15 protein-coding genes are annotated in these 16,603 nt (G+C 73.8%); 2 read left to right on the top strand and 13 right to left on the bottom strand.

The window, feature by feature from the left end:
- Window positions 1–122 precede the first annotated feature (122 nt).
- The 11 genes from CD790_RS07470 to CD790_RS07520 form a co-directional block, all read right to left on the bottom strand.
- Entirely contained in the window at window positions 123–881 is a 759-nt protein-coding gene (locus tag CD790_RS07470; protein ID WP_144382238.1) for a hypothetical protein, read from the bottom strand.
- Window positions 882–1,107: 226 nt separating this feature from the next.
- A complete protein-coding gene (gene accC, locus CD790_RS07475; protein WP_144382239.1) occupies window positions 1,108–2,445 on the bottom strand; it encodes an acetyl-CoA carboxylase biotin carboxylase subunit in 1,338 nt (445 codons plus the stop codon).
- A 5-nt stretch (window positions 2,446–2,450) separates the two neighbouring features.
- Window positions 2,451–3,113: a biotin/lipoyl-containing protein gene (locus CD790_RS07480; protein WP_260867400.1), complete on the bottom strand. Its 663-nt coding sequence runs from the start codon at window positions 3,111–3,113 to the stop codon at window positions 2,451–2,453.
- Window positions 3,110–5,164 (bottom strand): acetyl-CoA carboxylase carboxyltransferase subunit alpha, encoded by a 2,055-nt coding sequence (locus tag CD790_RS35615; RefSeq protein ID WP_260867401.1) that lies wholly within the window; start codon window positions 5,162–5,164, stop codon window positions 3,110–3,112. Before CD790_RS35615 ends, CD790_RS07480 begins: the two co-directional genes overlap by 4 nt.
- Window positions 5,165–5,179: 15 nt before the next feature.
- The gene (locus tag CD790_RS07490; RefSeq protein WP_144382741.1) at window positions 5,180–5,551 is read right to left on the bottom strand and encodes a TcmI family type II polyketide cyclase; all 372 of its coding nucleotides are present in this window, start codon (window positions 5,549–5,551) and stop codon (window positions 5,180–5,182) included.
- A 2-nt stretch (window positions 5,552–5,553) separates the two neighbouring features.
- Window positions 5,554–6,018, bottom strand: coding sequence for an SRPBCC family protein (locus CD790_RS07495; protein WP_144382240.1), 465 nt, complete (start codon window positions 6,016–6,018; stop codon window positions 5,554–5,556).
- Between the two features lies 1 nt (window position 6,019).
- Window positions 6,020–6,277: an acyl carrier protein gene (locus CD790_RS07500; RefSeq protein ID WP_186318952.1), complete on the bottom strand. Its 258-nt coding sequence runs from the start codon at window positions 6,275–6,277 to the stop codon at window positions 6,020–6,022.
- 11 nt (window positions 6,278–6,288) lie between these two features.
- Window positions 6,289–7,560, bottom strand: coding sequence for a beta-ketoacyl synthase N-terminal-like domain-containing protein (locus CD790_RS07505; protein WP_144382242.1), 1,272 nt, complete (start codon window positions 7,558–7,560; stop codon window positions 6,289–6,291).
- Window positions 7,557–8,831, bottom strand: a complete 1,275-nt coding sequence (locus tag CD790_RS07510) for a beta-ketoacyl synthase (protein WP_144382243.1) — start codon at window positions 8,829–8,831, stop codon at window positions 7,557–7,559. The genes CD790_RS07505 and CD790_RS07510 overlap by 4 nt, the downstream gene beginning before the upstream one ends.
- On the bottom strand, window positions 8,828–9,325 hold the full coding sequence (locus CD790_RS07515; RefSeq protein WP_144382244.1) for a cupin domain-containing protein: 498 nt from the start codon (window positions 9,323–9,325) through the stop codon (window positions 8,828–8,830). The genes CD790_RS07510 and CD790_RS07515 overlap by 4 nt, the downstream gene beginning before the upstream one ends.
- Before the next feature lie 158 nt (window positions 9,326–9,483).
- Window positions 9,484–10,680: a SchA/CurD-like domain-containing protein gene (locus CD790_RS07520; RefSeq protein WP_399217087.1), complete on the bottom strand. Its 1,197-nt coding sequence runs from the start codon at window positions 10,678–10,680 to the stop codon at window positions 9,484–9,486.
- A gap of 144 nt (window positions 10,681–10,824) precedes the next feature.
- Here CD790_RS07520 and CD790_RS07525 point away from each other — a divergent pair, with 144 nt between their 5' ends.
- Window positions 10,825–12,459, top strand: a complete 1,635-nt coding sequence (locus tag CD790_RS07525) for an FAD-dependent monooxygenase (protein ID WP_144382245.1) — start codon at window positions 10,825–10,827, stop codon at window positions 12,457–12,459.
- A 141-nt stretch (window positions 12,460–12,600) separates the two neighbouring features.
- On the opposite strand, the gene CD790_RS07535 is transcribed toward CD790_RS07525, so the two are convergent.
- Both CD790_RS07535 and CD790_RS07540 read right to left on the bottom strand, forming a co-directional pair.
- Window positions 12,601–13,254, bottom strand: coding sequence for a DedA family protein (locus CD790_RS07535; RefSeq protein WP_399217089.1), 654 nt, complete (start codon window positions 13,252–13,254; stop codon window positions 12,601–12,603).
- Window positions 13,251–14,033 carry an MBL fold metallo-hydrolase gene (locus tag CD790_RS07540; protein WP_144382246.1) on the bottom strand — a complete coding sequence of 261 codons (783 nt, stop codon included), beginning with the start codon at window positions 14,031–14,033 and terminating at the stop codon, window positions 13,251–13,253. Before CD790_RS07540 ends, CD790_RS07535 begins: the two co-directional genes overlap by 4 nt.
- 267 nt (window positions 14,034–14,300) lie before the next feature.
- Between CD790_RS07540 and CD790_RS07545 the strand changes: the two genes are divergently transcribed.
- Window positions 14,301–16,568 (top strand): phage holin family protein, encoded by a 2,268-nt coding sequence (locus CD790_RS07545; protein WP_399217241.1) that lies wholly within the window; start codon window positions 14,301–14,303, stop codon window positions 16,566–16,568.
- Window positions 16,569–16,603 lie beyond the last annotated feature (35 nt).

Genomic DNA, 16,603 nt, shown 5'->3' on the forward strand with positions numbered 1-16,603 from the left:
GCGGGCCCGGCCGCCGGCGGCCGGCGGCCGGGGAGCGGGGCGGTCCCTGAGAGCGCCACAGCGCCGTGGCCACCGCCGCCGAAAGGCGGTGGCCACGGCAGGTCGTGCCGAGTGGCGCCCCGTCAGATCGCCTTGCCCGCGGGGGTGCGCCGGCGCAGCACGTACGCGCCCGCGCCCAGCCCACCGAGGAGCAGGACGGCGCCGGCGGCCATGCCGCCACCGCTGTTGAGGGCCATGCCGCCGCCACCGGTGTGGACACCGCCGTGCGGCTTGTGGTGACCCTTCCAGCTGTTGTCCTTGTAGCCGTAGTCGTCCTTGTGGCCGTAGCCGCCACCGTGGTCGCCCTTGTGGCCGTAGTCGTCCTTGCCGTGGCCGTAGTCGTCCTTGTGGCCGTAGTCGTCCTTGTGGCCGTAGCCACCGCCGTGGTCGTCCTTGCCGTGGCCGTAGTCGTCCTTGTGGCCGTAGCCACCGCCGTGGTCGTCCTTGCCGTGGCCGTAGTCGTCCTTGTGGCCGTAGTCGTCCTTGCCGTGGCCGTAGTCGTCCTTGTGGCCGTAGCCACCGCCGTGGTCGTCCTTGCCGTGGCCGTAGTCGTCCTTGTAGCCGTGGCCGCCCTTGTCTCCGTAGTCGTCCTTGTAGCCCCCGTGGTCCTTGCCGTAGTCGTCCTTGCCGTGGCCGTAGTCGTCCTTGTAGCCGTAGTCGTCCTTGCCGTACCCGTGGTCGTCCTTCTTGCCGCCCTTGTCCTTCCACGAGTCGTCGTCGTAGCCGTGGGAGTAGCCGCCATGGCCGCCGTCCCAGGCGTCCGCGAACGCTGCGGCGGGGGCACCCAGGGTCAGGGCGGTGCCGAGAACCGCTCCAGCGATGAGAGTGCGAGTGGAACGCATGGTTATTCCTTCCGGCGCTCCGGGCGATTACTGACCATATGTCAGTAATAGGATCGCGGAGTCGCTCTCCTCACCGTCAGCCACTTCAGACCCGCCCGCCACTGGACGGTGTCGCATTCGGGTGGGGGTGTCATCCCTTCGGGTGGTGATCCGGCGCGTCGTCACCCGGTTGAATCACCGGGCGGCTGACGGTGGGTCACCTGGGCGGCCCACCGGGCCGGCCGCGTCAGCTGCCGATCAGCCCGGTGGTGTGGGTCGCGGACCGGAACTCCGGGCGCGCCAGGGTGCGACGCAGAAAGCCCAGGGTGGTCGTGACGCCCTCGCCGCTGACCCGGAACTCGCCCAGCGCCCGATCCATGCGGGCCAGCGCCTGCTCGCGGTCGGGCGCCCAGACCACGGTCTTGGCGAGCAGCGAGTCGTAGTCCGGACCCACCCGCCAGCCCGGGAAGGCGTGGGTGTCCACGCGCACGAAGGGGCCGCCGGGCGGGACGAACTCGGTCAGCCGCCCCGGAGCCGGGACGAAGTCGCGCGCCGGATCCTCGGCGTTCACCCGACACTCCACGGCCACCCCCCGGCGCCGCACGTCCTCCTGTCGGATGGTCAGCGGCTGCCCGGCGGCGATCAGGAGCTGCTCGCGGACGATGTCGATGCCGGTGACCATCTCGGTGACCGGGTGCTCGACCTGGAGTCGACAGTTGATCTCCATCAGATGGAACGCGTAGGACGGCGCCAGGACGAACTCGAAGGTGCCCGCGCCGACGTAGCCCACCGCCTCCGCGCCGCGCACCGCGGCCGCGCACAGCTCCTGGCGCACCTCCTCCGGAAGGTTGGGCGCCGGCGCCTCCTCCACCAGCTTCTGGTGCCGCCGCTGCACGGAGCAGTCCCGTTCCCCGAGGTGGAGGGCGTTCCCGTGCCGGTCGCACAGCACCTGCACCTCCACATGGCGGGCGTGCTCCACGAACCGCTCCAGGTAGAGCCGGTCGTCGCCGAAGACCGCTCGGGCGTGCGCCCGGGTCTGCTGGAAGGCCCGCATCAGCGCGTCGGGCTCGCGCACCACGGCCATGCCGCGGCCGCCGCCGCCCGCCACCGCCTTGAGGATCACCGGATAGCCGACCTGCTGCGCGACCTCCTTGGCCTCGGTGGCCGAGGAGAGCGCCCCGGTCGAGCCCGGCAGCACCGGCAGCCCGGCCGTGGCCATCAGCGCACGGGCCGACGCCTTGTCGCCGAGTTGCTGCATCACCTGGGGGGACGGGCCGATGAAGGTGATCCCGTGCGCCTCGCAGATCTCGGCGAAGTCGGGGTCCTCGGACAGGAACCCGTAGCCGGGGTGGATGGCCTGGGCGCCGGTGCGCAGCGCGGCCTCGATGATGGCCGGCACGCTCAGATAGCTCCCCTTGGCCTGCGGTGGGCCGATGTGCACCGCCTCGTCCGCGAGTCGGACGGCCGCCGAGTCGCGGTCGGCCGTGGAGTAGACGGCGACGCTACGCATGCCGAGTTCATGACAGGCGCGAACCACGCGCAGGGCGATCTCGCCCCGGTTCGCCACCAGGACCGTGGAGAACATCGGAATCACCTTTCCGCGCCGCCGGCGCCGTTTCCGCCGGGGCCGGCGGGTCGGCCGGACGTGTGGTGGTCCGCCCGCCGTCCCGCGTCGGCCTCGGTGTGCGCCTCCGTGAGCGGCTCGACGCGGATGAGCCGCTGTTGGAACTCCACCGGCTGCGCGTCCGCCGCGACGATCTCCGCCACCCGGCCGGCCACCGTCGCCTCCACCGGGCTCATCATCTTCATCACCTCGAGGATCCCGACCGACTGGCCGGGGCGCACCGTGTCGCCGACCGAGACGAACGGCGGGGCGCCGGGCTCGGGGGAGTGGTAGAAGGTGCCGACGGTGGGGGCGCAGATGTATGTCGCGGTGTCCTGGAGCGGGGCGTCCTCGGGGCCGACGGCGGGCCCCGCCGTGTCGACCGGGTCCGCCGCCGGCCGCGCCGCCGCGCCCGGGCCGTCCGCCGTGCCCCGGCCGTCCGCCGTACCGGGCCACTCCACCTCGACGGTGGTCTGGCCGTGCTGCAGCCGGATCCGCACCGGCTGCTGTCGGGAGGCCCGCACCAGCTCCGCGACGCTGTGGCACACCGCGTCCAGGGTGCCGTGGGCGAGCGATACCAACACGCCCGGCACATGGCCGTTCTCCGGATGCTCCGCTGCCATCGCCATCCGGTCGTCGTGGGTCGTCACGATGTGCCTCCGCTGGTGTGTGCGTGTGCGGCGACGCCGAAGCGGTGGAACCGGCCGCGGCGCGCGGTCAGGAGCCGGTCCGTGTCCCACGGCACCAGCTCGTCGAGGGCCGCCGACAGTGCCCGGCCCACCAGGGCGGCGGCCTCTGCGTGGTCGCGGTGGGCGCCGTCCGGCGGCTCCGGGACGACGCCGTCGACGACGCCGAGGCGCAGCAGTTCCTGCGCCTGGACCCGCAGCGCGGCGGCGGCGGTGGGCGCGGCCTGCGGGTCCTTCCACAGGATGGCCGCGCAGCCCTCGGGGCTGATCACCGAATAGACGCCGTTGGCGCTGACCAGCACCCGGTCGGCCACGGCCAGTGCCAGCGCGCCGCCGCTGCCGCCCTCGCCGATGAGGAGGGAGACGATGGGCACCGGCAGCCGGGACATCAACCGCAGGTTCTCCGCGATGGCCACGGCCTGCCCGCGCCGCTCCGCGTCCTGCCCCGGATGGGCCCCGGGCGTGTCGATCAGCGTGACCAGCGGCAGCCGCAGCTTGGCGGCCATCCGCATCAGCCGGGCGGCCTTGCGGTAGCCGCCGGGGTTGGGCATGCCGAACTTGCGGCGCTGCCGCTCGGCCAGGTCCGGGCCGCCCTTGTGATGGCCGATCAGCATGACCGGACGGCCGGCCAGCCGCCCCGGCCCGCCGACGATGGAGGTGCAGTCCTCCGCGAGCCGGTCGCCGTGCAGTTCGTGGAAGTCGTCCAGCAGATGCCCGGCGTAGTCCAGCGTCGTGGGCCGGTCCGGGTGTCGGGCCAGCCGCACCGCCTGCCACGAGTCCAGCGCCGCCACCTCCTCCGGCGCCCGCACCACCACCACGCGTTCGGCGAGCCGCGCCTCAGCGCGGGGAATGACGTCCTTGAGGACGAGCCGGGAGGCGGCCTCCCCTCGTACGCCGGTTTCGTCGGTCGAGTCGTTCCCGTCCGGCCTGCCGGTCTCGTCGGCCGTGCCGGCCCCGTCCGGTCTCCCGGTCTCGTCGTTCGCGCCGTCCCGTCCGCCGGGTGTGCCGCGTCCGGTATCCCGCCCCGTTCCGCTACCGCCGTCCAGGACGCGGTCGTCGGCAAGGTCATGGCCCGCCGTGCCGGCGGGGCGCGGCTCGGTCGCCCCGTCCGCCGGGCGGTCGTCGCGCCGGACACCCCGGTCGGCGACGTCGGCGACGTCCGCAACGTCGGCGACCTCGCCGACCGGGGTGGCGTGCCGCGTCGCCGGGCCGCCGGTGCGCAGCAGTCGGGCGAGGGTGCCGCGGAGCGCGGAGCGGGGGACGACGTCGTCGACCATGCCGTGCTCCAGCAGGAACTCCGCGGTCTGGAAGCCCTCCGGCAGTCGTTCGCCGGTGGTCTGCTCGATGACGCGGGGCCCGGCGAACCCCATCCGGGCGCCGGGCTCCGCGACGATGACATCGGCGAGCGTGGCGAAGGATGCGGCCACGCCCCCGTAGGTGGGGTCGGTGATCAGCGAGATCACCAGGATCCCCGCGTCGTCCAGCTCGGCCAGCGCCTGGGCGGTCTTGACCATCTGCATGAGGGAGAGCACGCCCTCCTGCATCCGGGCCCCGCCCGAGGCGGTGACGATCAGCAGCGGGATCCGCCGCCGCAGACTGGTGCGCGCCGCCTCGGTGATCAGGGCGCCGACCCCGCACCCCAGGCTGCCGCCCAGGAAGCGGAAGTCCATGACGGCGGCGACGACCGGCTGTTCCTCGATCCGGCCCACGGCGCACACCACCGCCTCCCGCAGCCCGGTCTGGAGCCGGGCGTCGTCGAGCCGCTCGGGGTACGGGCGGGTGTCGACGAAGCCCAGCGGGTCGTGCACCGGCTCCGCGCCGTCGACCGGCGACGCGGAGCCGGGGTCGAGCAGCTGTTCCAGCCGGGCGTGCGCGGTCAGCGGGCTGTGCCAACCGCAGTCGGGGCAGACGCGCAGGGTGCGGGCGAACCGCTTGCCGTACACGAGTGCCGCGCACTGCTCACACCGGACCCAGTCGGGTGTTCCCTGCGCCGGCCGGTCGGCTGTCTCGACCATGGGTATCGCCCTCCCTCAGCTCGACTGCCGCTCCCGCGGGCGTTCCGTCGAGCCCTCCCGCGGGCGCCTGCGCTCCCAGCGGTAGAACTCGTACGCCATGGCGTCCTTGGGGCTGCGCCAGGTCGCCGGGTCGTACGCGGACACGTACGCCGACAGCCGCCGGCTGATGTCCCGGAACTCCGGGTGGTCCGCGTGCCGGGCAACCTCCGGGCCGGGCGGCCGCTCCGACTCGATCAGATGCAGGTACACATCGCCGAACTGGAACAGGCTGCGGCCGGTCACCCCGATCAGGTCGGGCAGCTCACCGTGGTCGGAGTCGGCGAAGACACCGGCGATATCCGAGGCCGCGTCCGGCTTCATGCGCGCCACGATCAGCGCGCGGTGCACCGTCATGCCCGGTCCATCTCGCGGGCGCGCTGCTCGACCTTGTCCCGGATCAGCCCCATCTGGATCTTGGAGTTGCGGTTGATGTGGTCGGTCATGCCGGGGTCGTCCACCGGTGCGTCGGGCTTCATCTCGAAGTCCTGCGTCCAGCGCATCAGGGTGCCGTCCGGCGTCTCCTCGTACTCCCAGCGGATGTTCATGTACGCGAAGGGGCCGGTCTCCACCCGGCGCGCCCAGACGGTGCGGGCGGTGCGGTCGGTCTCCCGCTCGGAGACCCAGCTCCACACCATGCCGTTCTCGTCCGGGTGCATGGTCAGCCGGAAGGTGGTGGTGTCGCCCTCGCGCTTCATGATCTCGACGGAGGCGTACTCGCTGAACAGCTGCGGCCAGCTCTCCAGGTCGTTGGTCATGTCCCAGACCAGGTCGAGCGGGGCCTTGATGACGATCTCGTTGTCGGTGTGTCCGGACATATCAGGCTCCTGAGGTGACGGCTGAGTTGGTGATCGCAATAAGGTCCTGGGGGGTCTTGCAGGTATCGGCGTCCGCCGTGATCGGCGTGCCGTACCGCTGCTCCAGCTCGCTGACGATGGCGAGCAGACCCAGCGAGTCCAGGCCGAAGTCGGCGAGCAGCGCGTCGGGACGGTCGGCCAGCATCGCCGGGTCGACCTTCAGGCCCGCGCAGCTCTTCATCAGCGCGGCCATCTCCTCGTAGGTCAGCTGGTTGTTGATCTGACTGGTCATCACTTCTCCTCTTCCGGGCGGCGCAGTACGAGCGCCGCGTTGGAACCCATCAGCCCCCGGCTGAGCACCAGCGCCGTGCGCAGCTCGGCGCGGCGCGCGGTGCCGGTCACCACGTCCAGGTCGTGACAGACGTCGGTGACGCGAGGCGTCGGCGGAACGGTCTGGTGCTCCATGGCGAGCACCGCCGCCACCACGTCCAGCGGGGGAGCGCCGCAGTAGGCGCGGCCGAAGCCGGCCTTGGGCGCGGTCACGGGGACCCGGGTCGCGTGCGGGCCCAGGGCGTCGGCCAGCGCCTCCGCCTCGGCCCGGTCCGCGACCGGCACCCCCAGCGCGTCGGCGAACACCACGTCGACGTCCCCGGGTGCGCACCGCGCGCGGTCCAGCGCGGTACGGATCGCATGGGCGAGCCCCTCCCGGGACTGCGCCCACTGGGAGGGGCCGGTGAAGGTCGCGCCGTGCCCGGCGATCACGCCCCACAGTGGAGCGCCGCGGCGGCGGGCCGTGGCCTCCTCCTCGACCACCAGCATGGCGCCGCCCTCCGCGGGCACGAAGCCGCTGGCCTCGGCGGTGAACGGCAGATAGGCGCGGTCCGGTTCGACGGCCAGGCTCAGCTCCGGGTAGCCGAGCTGGCAGACGATGGAGTACGGCGCCAGCGGGGCCTCGGCGGCGCCGACCACCACGGCGTCGGCGCCGCGCCGGATCGACCGCCAGGAGTGCGCCAGGGCGTCCAGCCCGCCCGCCTCGTCGCTGGCCACCACCCCGCACGGCCCCTTGAAGCCGCCCCGGATGGAGATCTGGCCGGTGCTGGCCGCGTAGAACCAGGCGATGGACTGGTACGGGCCGACGAACTTGGGCGCCTTGCCCCACAGCCGCTGGAGCTCCCGCTGGCCGAACTCGCCGCCGCCGGAGCCCGCCGCCGTCACCACGCCCACCGCGAACGGCGAACCGTCCTCGGTGCGCAGCCGCGCGTCGGCCAGGGCCAGGTCGGCCGCGGCCATGGCGAAGTGCGAGAACCGGTCGGTCTGCACCAGGAACCGCTCCTCGACCGCCGCGGCCGGGTCGAAGGCTCGGACCTCGCCCGCCACCTTGAGCGGATAGTCCCCGCAGCCCTCGCGGGTGACCCGGTCCAGGACGTTGACGCCCTCCCGGCAGGCCTTCCAGAAGGCTTCGGCGCCGATGCCGTTGGGGGCGATCACACCGAGTCCGGTGATGACCGCCCGCCGCTCTCCGCCGGGGCCCCCGAACGGGGCCCGGCGCTCCCGGGCACTCATCGCGACCTCCCGTCGTCCGACCGGCCCAGCACCACCGCGGACTGGAAGCCGCCGAAGCCGCTGCCCACCGACAGCACCGTGCGCAGCGGTGCCTCGCGCGCGGTCCTCGGCACGTAGTCCAGGTCGCAGTCCGGGTCCCGCCGCTCGTAGTTGGCGGTCGGCGGGATCACCCCGTGGGCCAGCGCCAGGGTGCAGGCCACGACCTCTATCGCGCCTATCGCCCCCAACGAGTGCCCGACCATCGACTTGATCGAGCTCATCGGGGTCCGGTAGGCGTGCTCACCCAGCGAGCGCTTGACCGCCGCGGTCTCGTGTCGGTCGTTCTGCTGGGTGCCGGAGCCGTGCGCGTTGACGTAGTCGATGTCGGTGCCGTCGACGCGGGCGTGCTCCAGGGCGGTGTCGATCGCCTTGGACATCTCCAGCCCCTCCCGGGTCAGCCCGGTCATGTGGTACGCGTTGCCGAAGGTGGCGAAGCCCTTCAGATCGCAGTACGACCGGGCGCCGCGGCGCCGGGCGTGCTCCCGCTCCTCCAGGACCAGCACCGCGGCCCCCTCGCCCAGCACGAAGCCGTCCCGCCCGGCGTCGAACGGCCGGGAGGCGTGCTCCGGGTCGTCGTTGTTGGCCGAGGTCGCCTTGATCGCGTCGAAGCAGGCCACGGTGATGGGCGAGATGGGCGAGTCCGAGGCACCCGCCACGTACACGTCCGCCGCGCCCTCCTCGATGGCGTGCACGGCGTACCCGATCGCGTCCAGCCCCGAGGTGCAGCCGGTGGAGACCGTCTGCACCGGGCCGCGCGCGCCGAACCGCTCCGCCACCCCCGAGGCCAGCGCGCTCGGCGCGAACGCGCGGTGCAGGAACGGGCCGGCCCGCCGGTGGTCCACGTCCCATCGCGCGCCCTTGTCGCTGACCTCGGCGTAGTCGTGCTCCAGACGGGTGGTGCCGCCCACCGCGGTGCCCAACGACACCCCGACCCGCCAGGGGTCCTCGGCGCCCATGTCCAGTCCCGCGTCGCGCACCGCCTCGTCGGCGGCCACCAGGGCGAACTGCACATACCGGTCGGAGCGTGCCGTCTCGTCCGGGGTGAGGCCGCAGGCCGCCGCGTCGAAGTCGCACTCGGCGGCGATCCGGGAGCGGAACCCCCCGGGGTCGAAGAGCGTGATGCCGCGGGTGGCCGTGCGGCCCGCGGTGAGCAGGTCCCAGAAGGCGGGCACGCCCACGCCTCCCGGGGCGACGACACCGACGCCGGTGACCGTCACATGCCGGGTGGTCATGACACTACCTGTGCCGTTTCGGAGTCCGTCGTGCCGGTGCAGCACGGGGTGGCGGGCGCGTCCTCGGCATGGTGCTGCCGCTGCGCGGAGGCCGCCGCGCCCGTCTCGGCGGTCTCCTCGGTGTCGACGTGCCCGATCTCCGGGCGCGGCGCCAGCGGCCCGAGGTGGAAGACCATCCGGGCCTCGACGGAGCCCACGTTGCGGAACCGGTGCCGCATGAAGGTGGGGATCATCAGACCCTGGTCGGCCTGTAGCCGGTGCGTCTTCCCGTCCAGGTCCACTTCCAGGTCGCCGCAGACGACGTACACGAACTCCTCGGAGTACGGGTGGTAGTGCTCGCCGATGACCTCTCCCGGCGCCATGATGGCCAGCCCCATGAAGCCACTGGTGGCTCCCACCGCGGTGGGGGTGAGCATGGCGCGCAGATCTCCGCCGCGGCGGCGGTTGTGGGGGACCTCGTCGAGGCTGACGATGCGGGGGGACTGACTGGTCATGAGGGTTACCTTTCAGAAAACTTCCAGATCACGATCACGGCGCCCGGAGGGCCGGAGGCGGCGACCGGACGCGGTGACGGTGGGACGAGAGCGGACGCGGAGACGGCGGGACGGTGACGGCGGACGGGCCGGGGAGACGGTCCGTCCCGAACGGCCCGTCAGTAGTCCGCCGCGTGACGGTCGGTGACCGGGGTCATGGCGCACTCGGCCAGGAACCGCGGCAGCGCGGCCTCCTCGGCCAGGTCGGCGGCGGAGTGCTCCACCAGCCGGCCCAGCACGCTCGGGGCGCGGTCGCCGCAGATGCCCAGCGCCGCCCGCGCGTTCCGCTCCAGCGGACCGCGGACGTCGATGAGCCGCATGACGATGTCCTCGCGGTGGAAGATCGTCGACTCCACCACCGGGTTGGCCGGGTCCTGCGCCGCCAGCTCGTCCTCGCGCGCCAGCAGCTGGGCCACCGCGCTGCCGCAGCCGGGCTTGACCGGGTAGAGCAGGGCGTGCCGCTCGGCCTCGGAGGGCAGCGCGGTCCCCGCGGCCCGGTGGTGCACGGCGGGCAGCGCGGCGCGCATGAAGAACTCGCGGGCCGACTCCGGGTCGTCCAGGTCCCGGTCCACCTCCAGGTGCGGGTTGATGGCCTCCTCGACCGCCCGCACCTCGGGCTGCCGCGCCACGTGCCGCAGCGCGGCCACCAGGTCGCCCTGCACCTCCACCGCCCGGACCACCCGGTTGCCCCGCATGAACAGCGAGGTCCGGCAGAGCCGGGTGGTGCTGTCCACCCGCGCCTCGGGCGACTGGTAGTTGGCCAGCAGCCGGGCCACGTCGCGCTCGCTGCCGGGCCGCACCGTGAACGTCAGCGCGTGCCGCACCACCCCGTCGCCGATCCGCGGTTCGGTCTGCAGCCGGCCCCGCGGCGCGACCGGGGAGGTCGGCATCTCACGCATGATGCTGAACCGCAGCGAGCGGGTGTCGTTGACGCAGCCGTGCATCGGCTTGACCATCTCCCGGTGCGCCGCGCTGTCCACCCAGGCCAGGAACGGTGCCGCGCTCTCCCACTCGCTGGTGATCAGCCACTGCGCCGGGTTCTCGATCGACTGGCACAGCTGGTCGCTGACATGGCCCGGCACCGCGGCCACCTTGTGGCACATCTCGTCGTACGCGTCCAGGAAGCGCTGCTGCGCGCCGTCCCGGACCTCCAGCAGCAACACCACGCGCAACCGCGAGTCGAGTGGCGCCGACTCCGTGACCTGCTGTCTGACCTGGTGCGCCGTCTGCTGCATCGACTCCTCTATCGACTGCGTGCTCGGCCGGGCGGCCCGCGCCGAACGCGCGGTCTGCGGAGTCTCGGACAAGGTGCTCATATTTCACATCTCCTTACGAAGGGCGCATGCCCGCTCACTTGATCGTGAAGCGCTCCCACGGATGGCGCGAGATGTGTGAGCCATATGTGGGAAGGGGCCGGTCAGACGCCTGATCCGTTCGGAAACGCCGGGCATAGCAGCAAGATGAATCGTCATGACGACGCCGACGTCCGCGTGCCGGTCCTCATCGTGGGCGGCTCCCTGGTGGGGCTGTCCGCGTCGCTGTTCCTGGGCCGCCTGGGCATCCGGCATGTACTGGTCGAGAAGCACGCGAGCACCTCGCACCACCCGCGAGGCCGCGGCAACAACATCCGCACGATGGAGCTGTACCGCACGGCCGGCGCCGAACAGGCCATCCGCGAGGCCGCCTCGGTGCTGGCCGACAACCACGGCATCCTCCAGGCCGAGACCCTGACCGGGGTCAACCAGGAGTGGCTGTTCCGGGAGATCGATCCCGGCGGCCGGCAGGGCCGGATCAGCCCCGCCTCCTGGTGCCTGTGCAGCCAGAACGACCTGGAGCCGGTGCTGGTACGGGTCGCGAAGGACCTCGGCGGGCAGCTGCTCTTCAACACCGAGCTACGCGAGTTCGAACAGGACGAGCGCGGGGTGACGGGCTACCTCTGCGACCGGACCACCGGGCAGTGCCGCACCGTACGGGCCGACTACCTGATCGCCGCCGACGGGCCGCGCAGCCCGGTGCGCGAGCGGCTGGGCATCGGACAGACCGGGCGCGGCGAGCTGTTCCACAACGTGAGCATCACCTTCCGCGCCAAGCGGCTCGCCGACGCGGTCGGCGACCGCCGGTTCATCGCCTGCTACCTGACCAACCCCAAGGCCGACGGCGCCCTGCTGCCCGTGGACAACCGCGAACAGTGGGTCTTCCACGCCCCCTGGCACCCCGAGCGGGGCGAGACGCTCGACGACTTCACCGACGACCGGTGCGTGGACCACATCCGCACCGCCACCGGCGTCCGGGACATGGACGTCGAGATCACCGGAAAGGCGCCCTGGCACGCCGCCGAACGGGTGGCCGAGCGCTACTCGCACGGGCGGGTCTTCCTCGCCGGGGACTCCGCCCACGAGATGTCGCCCACCGGCGCCTTCGGGTCCAACACCGGTATCCAGGACGCCCACAACCTCGCCTGGAAGCTGGCCGCGGTCCTCGGCGGCTGGGCCGGGCCCGGGCTGCTGGAGACCTACGGCACGGAGCGGCAACCGGTCGCCCAGGCCACCAGCGCCCGCGCGGCGGCCCGCTCCGCCGAGCACAAGCACCCCGGCTACGAGGCGCCGCCCACCACCGGGCGGCAGAGCGACGTGCTGGCCGTGGCCCTCGGCTACCGCTACCTCAACGGGGCGGTCCTCGGCGCCGACCCGGCCCTGCCGCCGGTGCCCGAGCGCTTCGAGATCAACGGGGCCCCGGGCAGCCGCGCCCCGCACATGTGGCTGCACCGCGGCGGGGTCCGGCTCTCCACGCTCGACCTGTACGAGCGCGCCTGCGTGCTGCTCACCGGCCGCGGCGGCGGCGCCTGGCACACGGCGGCCCAGACCGTGGGCAAGCGCCTGGCCATGCCGTTGGAGAGCTACCGCATCGGTCCCGATCCCGACAACGAACTCGCCCCCGAGGACGGCGCCGACTGGGCGACCACCCACGGCACCGGCGAGGACGGCGCGGTCCTGGTCCGCCCCGACGGCTTCGTCGCCTGGCGCTCGGACGGCCCCGTGCCGGACCCGGAGGGGGCGCTGACGGAGGTGTTGTCCTCCGTCCTGTGCCGGGCCTGACCCCCCCCTCGCGGTCCCCGCCCGCCCGTCCGCCCACCCCCGGCCGGCCTGGCCCGCGGCCGGGCCCGGGCGGGGGAGGCCCCGTCACCCACGGACCCCGGCCGGTCCGCGGCCGGGGCCTCCCCCGCGCGACGGGCGACCTCAGCCCGCCGCCTCGCCGTCCGCGCGGCGCAGCCGCCGCCAGAGCGCCGGGGCGGCGGCCACCAGGAGGGTCAGCACCACGGCGGCGAGGACGCCCTCCCAGGGCTTGGCGAACAGGGCGCCGCCGAGCAGCCCGATGAGCTGGTACGTGGCGGCCCAGGCCAGCGCGGCCGGCCCGGCGCCATGGGCGAACCGACGGGTGGGCATGCCGGCGAGCAGGCAGGCCAGCATCACCGGAACCCGGCCGCCGGGGATCAGCCGGGACAGCACCAGCACCGTCACCCCGTGCTCGGCCAGCCGGTCCTGGGCCTGGGTCAGCCGCTCCGGGGCGGCTCGGTCGGTGAGACGGCTCAGCCAGCGCGACCCGTTGCGGGAGCGCACCCCGCGCCCGCCGAGCCAGTACAGCGTCAGATCACCGAGGAAGGCCGCGCCCGAGGCCACCCCGAAGACGACGACGAGGGAGAACGGCGCGACCTGCTGGTGCAGGGCGACGACCGCGGCCGAACTGACGATCACGCCCGTCGGCACCACCGGCACCAGGGCGCCGAAGTAGACCAGCAGAAACAGCGACGGATAGCCCACCGCCTGCTGGGTCGACTCCGAGGGCACCCCCCGGGCCAGCTCGCCGAGCTCGCCCAGCACGGCGCCGATCACCGCGCGGGCTCCAGCCGTACGCTCTCCCCGTGCCGCAGCAGGTGCACGGCCGCCGCCGGCGCCACCCGCCCCGCGTGGCGTACGAAGTCGTCGCCCGGCGCGTGGAACTCGTGCGGCCGCACCGCGTCCATGCCGATGGGCCAGTAGGTGCCGTAGTGCACCGGGACCGCGCTGCGCGCGCCCAGCCGGGCCAGCGCCTGCGCCGCCCGCCCCGCGTCCAGGTGGCCGTGGCCCAGGAACGGGCCCCAGCCGCCGACCGGCAGCAGCGCCACGTCGCACGGCCCCACCGCCTCCGCCATCCGGTCGAAGAGCCCGGTGTCGCCCGCGAAGTACGTGGCCGCCTCGCCGCGCACCACATAGCCCAACGCCGGAGACCGGTGCGGCCCGTACGGCAGCCGGCGCCCGTCGTGCGCGGCGGGCACCGCCCGTATCCGCACCTCGCCGACGACCACCTCGTCACCCGGCAGCACCTCGGTGACCCGCAGCCCGCGCTCGACCGCCAACCGCCGCAGCCGCGGCACCGCCCGCCCCGTGCCCCACGGCACCAGCAGTCGGGTGCCCGGCGCCAGCCGCGCCAGCGAGCCCAGATGGAGATGGTCGGCGTGCAGATGGGAGACCAGGGCGACGTCCGCGCGCGCGGCCTCGGGCGGCGGCAGCGGCCCCCGGCGCCGCCGCAGATGCGCCAGCCGTGCCACGAAGAGCGGGTCGGTCAGCACCCGCACCCCGGAGTCCCGCACCGTCGCGGTGGCGTGACCCCACCAGGTGACCTCCACCGACACCCGCAACCTCCCGCACCGCTCGGCGACCGGGCCCGCACCGCTCGTCCCCTGCCCGAGCGTAGTTCAGCGTCTCCCCGGAGGCGGTGAAAACCGTTGGCCCCCGCTCGATGATCGCGGCCACACTCCAGGGGCACCCGCTGTGACAGGCTGGGAGAGGAGTCCGCGTGTGAGGTGAGGTAAGGCGTGCAGGTGCCCCGACCCCGATGGAGGACCCTGGGCGGTGCCCTGCTCAGGGTGACCGCGGTGTGGGCGGTCGCCACGCTCACCATGCTGGTGCTCGCCGGACTGCTGCCCGACTTCCGGCTCCAGTCCGCCGACGGCGACAGCGCCACCCGCATCGGCATCACCGCGGCCGTCGGAGCGGGAGTGTTCGGCCTGCTCGGCGCCCTGGTCTGGCCGCTGCTCGTCCGCGCGCTGCTGCTGGTGCCCGCCTTCGTGCTCGGCCTGTCGGTCTTCGTCCTCAACGGCTCGCTGCTGCTGCTCGCCCTCAGCCTGGTCCCGGACGGCCGGGGCTCGGTGGATCCGCGGACCGCCGTGGTCGTCGCCGCCGTGATGTCCGCCGCCTCCTCGGCGACCAGCACCTTCCTCACCGTGCGCGACGACGGCGCCTACCGCCGCCGGCTGGCGCGCCTCGCCGGCCGCGGACGGCGCCGCGGACGGGGCGACCGGGGGCCGGAGCGGCCGCCGCCGGGCACGATCTTCCTCCAGCTCGACGGGGTGGGACACGACGTACTCCGGGACGCCCTGCGCGGCAGACACCCGCTGATGGAGACGCTGGCCCGCTGGGCGGGCAGCACCCACACCCTCACTCCGTGGCGCACCGACTGGTCCAGCCAGACCGGCGCCAGCCAGCTCGGCATACTGCACGGCTCCAACGAGGACGTGCCCGCGTTCCGCTGGTACGAGAAGGAGAGCGGCGAGGTCATGGTCAGCAACCGGCCGACCAGTGCCGCCGCCCTCCAGCGCCGCGCCGCCGCCCGCAGCGGCGACGGCGGGCTGCTCACCGTGGACGGCGCCAGCCGCGGCAACCTCTTCACCGGCGGCGCCGACCAGCTCGCCCTGGTCCTGTCCGTCGCCGCCCGGCGCGGTCGGTACAACCGCTCCCGCTCCGGATACTTCGCGTACTTCTCCGACCCCGCCAACGCCACCCGCACCGCCGGCTCCTTCGTCGCCGAGGTCCTCCGCGAGCTGGGCCAGTCCACCCGCGCCAAGCTGCGTCGTGAGACGCCACGGGTGCGCCGCGGCGGCCTCTACCCCTTCATCCGGGCCTTCGCGACCGTCGTGGAGCGGGATGTGGTGGTCACCGCGGTCATCGGCGACATCCTCGCCGGGCGCACCGCGGTCTACGCCGACCTGGTCGCCTACGACGAGGTCGCCCACCACTCCGGGCCGCGCAGCCGCGACACCCACCAGGTGCTGCGCCGCCTGGACCGGGCCGTCGCCCTCATCGCCAAGATCGTCGAACACGCGCCGCGCGAGTACCGCATCGTGCTCCTCTCCGACCACGGCCAGAGCCCGGGGGAGAGCTTCGCCGGCCGCTTCGGGCTGACCCTGGAGGACCTGGTGCGGGCCGGCTGCGGGCTACCGGTCTCCCGGCGTGCCGGGCGCACGGCCAGCGGGGCCGAGGCCCGTGAGGCGGCCCGGGTGGCGCTGCACCGACCGGAGAGGGACGACGTGGAGGCGCGGGAGGCGGCACGGACGGCTCCGCGCCGGCCGGAGCAGGGCGACGCGGAGGCGCGGGAGGCGGCGCGGGGCGGCAGGTCGGCGGGCGAGCGGCGGGGGCGCCCGGCGGGCCCCGTGGTGCTCGCCTCCGGCAACCTGGGGCTGGTCTCGTTCCCCGACACCCCCGGCCGGATGAGCCGCGAGCAGCTCGACCGCCGGCATCCGGCGCTGCTGCGCACCCTGGCCGACCACCCGGGCGTCGGCTTCGTCCTGGTGCGCTCCGCCGAACACGGCGCGGTGGTGCTGGGGGCCGGCGGGGCGGAACACCATCTGGACACCGGGCGCACCATCGGCGTCAGCCCGCTGGCGCCCTTCGGCGAGGGCGCGGTGGAGGCCGTACGTCGTACCGCGGGCTTCGCGAACGCCGCCGACATCATGATCAACTCCGCCTATCACCCGGACACCGGAGAGGTGCACGCCTTCGAGCCGCAGATCGGCTCGCACGGCGGCCTCGGCGGCGAGCAGGGCCATGCCTTCCTGCTGTGGCCCAGCGAGCTGTCCCCGCCGACCCCGGACGGCCGACCGCTGGTCGGGGCGGAGCAGGTGCACGCGGTGCTGCGCCGCTGGCTGTCGGAGGCGGACGGCCCTCAGGTGCCGGCGGCGGCGACCGCCGCCGTGACGGAGGCGGGCTCCGGGCCGGTGCGGACACCGTCGGCCGTGCGGCCGGCCACGGAGGGGCGGACGGCGGAGGAATCGGAATCAGGTGATCCGTGTGGCGCATCGCGGATCTCGGCGAACGAATCTCCGTCCGACGGCGATATGTCCGCACCTTTTCCTGTCGTTACCCCGGCGGCACCGGACAATGCACGGTGATTTTGCGCTGCGTTTCCCATCGCTGACCATGTCTG

Origin of the sequence: Streptomyces sp. SAJ15 (assembly GCF_007595705.1) — a bacterium.
Classification (GTDB): domain Bacteria; phylum Actinomycetota; class Actinomycetes; order Streptomycetales; family Streptomycetaceae; genus Streptomyces.

Coding starts and splice junctions, on each gene's coding strand:
- CD790_RS07470 (WP_144382238.1), bottom strand. CDS start 881: ATGCGTTCCACTCGCACTCTCATCGCTGGAGCGGTTCTCGGCACCGCC.
- accC (WP_144382239.1), bottom strand. CDS start 2,445: ATGTTCTCCACGGTCCTGGTGGCGAACCGGGGCGAGATCGCCCTGCGC.
- CD790_RS35615 (WP_260867401.1), bottom strand. CDS start 5,164: ATGGTCGAGACAGCCGACCGGCCGGCGCAGGGAACACCCGACTGGGTC.
- CD790_RS07495 (WP_144382240.1), bottom strand. CDS start 6,018: ATGTCCGGACACACCGACAACGAGATCGTCATCAAGGCCCCGCTCGAC.
- CD790_RS07505 (WP_144382242.1), bottom strand. CDS start 7,560: ATGAGTGCCCGGGAGCGCCGGGCCCCGTTCGGGGGCCCCGGCGGAGAG.
- CD790_RS07510 (WP_144382243.1), bottom strand. CDS start 8,831: ATGACCACCCGGCATGTGACGGTCACCGGCGTCGGTGTCGTCGCCCCG.
- CD790_RS07515 (WP_144382244.1), bottom strand. CDS start 9,325: ATGACCAGTCAGTCCCCCCGCATCGTCAGCCTCGACGAGGTCCCCCAC.
- CD790_RS07520 (WP_399217087.1), bottom strand. CDS start 10,680: ATGAGCACCTTGTCCGAGACTCCGCAGACCGCGCGTTCGGCGCGGGCC.
- CD790_RS07525 (WP_144382245.1), top strand. CDS start 10,825: ATGAATCGTCATGACGACGCCGACGTCCGCGTGCCGGTCCTCATCGTG.
- CD790_RS07545 (WP_399217241.1), top strand. CDS start 14,301: ATGCTGGTGCTCGCCGGACTGCTGCCCGACTTCCGGCTCCAGTCCGCC.